This window comes from Streptococcus sp. HMSC034E03, from assembly GCF_001811505.1.
Classification (GTDB): Bacteria; Bacillota; Bacilli; order Lactobacillales; family Streptococcaceae; genus Streptococcus.
Window position 1 is genome coordinate 2,394 of sequence record NZ_KV804935.1, and the last position, 2,660, is coordinate 5,053.

At 42.4% G+C, this 2,660-nt stretch carries 1 pseudogene; it reads left to right on the top strand.

The features are described 5' to 3' along the window. Positions 1-2,660, top strand: a pseudogene (locus tag HMPREF2805_RS00375) (hypothetical protein); the annotation flags it as partial.

A 2,660-nucleotide genomic window follows, 5' to 3' on the forward strand; every position in this document is an offset into this window, starting at 1 on the left:
AGCAACTGGAAAAAGCTAAAGCTAGTCTCAAAGTATCTATTGATCGTTTGGAGCAGGCTATCGCCCAAACACCTGAGAATGACTTGACACGTGAAATCTTGGAAAAAGCTATCGCCCAAGTTGCAGTAGCCAAGTCTGCATTTGGTGGTGTAGAAGTTAGCCTTCGTGATGTTGAGGATATGAATCGTGTCATCAAACGTAACGAAAGCTCTGTTATGATTGCACGTAATCGTTTGACTTCTGGGCGTAATGACGTCCGTAATGGCGCAGCTATCCCAGTTGGGACAACGCTTCGCGCTGATGCGGGGGCAACCTATGACAATGCTGTTGGGCTCTACTTCACAAAGGAAGGAGATGGCTCAGGTTATCCAGCTGGTACCATGCTCTTTAGAGACCGTAACCAAAATACTGCGGATAAACAAAGAGTTAAGGATGTCAAGGATGTCGTTAAGGTTGATGTCACTAAAAACGGAGATACATACGATTGGGTCATTGAGTTTGAAGGTAATCCTGAAAACCACCAAAATGCCCATGCTTGGTTTACCATTCCAACTGGTCATACCTTGGTAGACGACGGTTCGGCATCATTTGGTAGTTACTGGGGTGGTTCTGGTGGAAAACGACGTATTGAAACTCAAGGAAGATTACCACGAAACTTATACGACATCTTTAAAGATCAGGTTAGCTCTACGTCTAAGGATGTTAACATTGGTACCCCTGGTGGAGCTATCGAGCAGGCTTGGGGCAAAGCCGCCACTACCGATGCTTTCTGGAAAGGTGCTGATGGAGAGATTAAAACATTTGAAGAAATCATTTCAAAACCTGATACACTCTATTTTAATCGTACAGGTGGTGCCCGTACGACAACGGAGAAGGATGTTCTGGTATCAGATTATTTGAAGGATTGGTTGATCCAGCATACGCAAAGAGTTTATCATTTTGATATTGATTATCGTGGTAGAACTAAGGATAGTGCATCAAACTATATCTTTCGTTTCAAAACCAAGGCTGCTGAGGGGACTCCACTCATGTATGCAGCAGGGATGCGCTCCTATGAGTTCAGCACCCACCGAAATGATATGCAATGGTATGGTTTGCCATCTCCTAAGGTGACGGGGGCTGATCAAACTATCGAAAAAGGTAAGGAAATTCGACTTGAATTTACAACTAAAGATAATCTAGCAGGATTTTCACTTGGTGATCCAAAACTAGGTTATAATCCAGCTGATTCTATCAAGTTAGTGGATAGTAAGCTGGAACTTAAAGATCAAAAAGTTGAAGTTCAAAAAGTGAGTGATTATGAGCACAAGCTTATTATCACAGGTCGTGTTGCTTCAGATCCTGGCGACTATAAGGTCAAGGTCAAGTCTGTCAATAACGTTGGACAAAGTGCGGAGTTTACATCAACTGTCAAGGTTACACAATCTATTACACCAACATTAGAGTTGAATCAAGATCCTAAGACAGGTGACGTTACAGTAACACCGAAGAAACCAGATGGCTCAACATACCCACCAGAAACTAAGGTAGAAATCCCAGGTAAAGGTGACAAGCCAATCCCAGTCACAATCGGTAAAGACGGTAAAGGTAAAGTACCTAATAGTGATTTACCTGAAGGTAATGTCCCAGGTATAGGTAAGATTACAGAACCAGGTCAACCAACTGTTGAAGTTCCTGATGTAACAACTCCAGCTAAGATAACACCACGTGATACAACTCCACCAAAGATTTACTGGCTTAAAGACGATGGCAGTCGACAAGAGTTAGGCTACACTCATGCGGCCGGTCAAAATGTTGTTATTCCACTCTATCGTGGTGATGCAGTGAACACACGTCTCATCACAATTGATGATAGTGGTAAAGTGACGGACTTCAGATTGGAAAACCTCCAAAGTGGCTTTAGCTTTACACCTGTCAATGGAACAGCAACAGAAGAATCGCCATTAGGACAAAATGTAACAGGAAAAGTTGGTCTAGAAGTTAAGAAAGGGAAGTATACTGCCCGTGCAATTTCAACAGACGGAACTAACAGCACAACAGGATACTTTGTTTTTGAAATACATGAACAAGCAGAAAAGTACCCACTAGAAGGTAAAACAGAGACTGTTACAGTTGGAGATTCACTAAAGACATGGAATGGACGTGTAGATTCTAACCAATACACAGAAGCACCAAAAGGACGTGGAGTTGGAGTAGAATGGGGATGGAAAGGAGAAGCGCCAAAAGTTGTCCAAGATACAGCAGGTGTCTTCAAATACACAGCCACAGCAACCCATCCAGATAAATCAGTAGCTGAATCTAATCCGCAAGTAACTATTATTGTTAAACCAAAAGCTCCGACGATTGAAACAGATTTGACTGGTAAAGCAGAAGTTCCTAACACGGAAGTTGTAGTAAATGTTCATGAGGGGGTAAAAGATGGCTCTACTGTAACGCTTTATTCTCCGGAAGGACGTGCCATTGGTACAGGTACTGTGACAAATGGAAAAGCGAAAATCACAGGAACAATTCCAGTAGGGAATATTACAGCTAAAACAACTGTTCAAACGCCAGGACAGCCTAATGTTGAGTCAGAACTAAGCCCAATTAAGGTAGCAACCAAAATCGCTGAAACTGAAAAACCAGGTAAGATTGAAATCACACGTAAACCAAATGGTGAT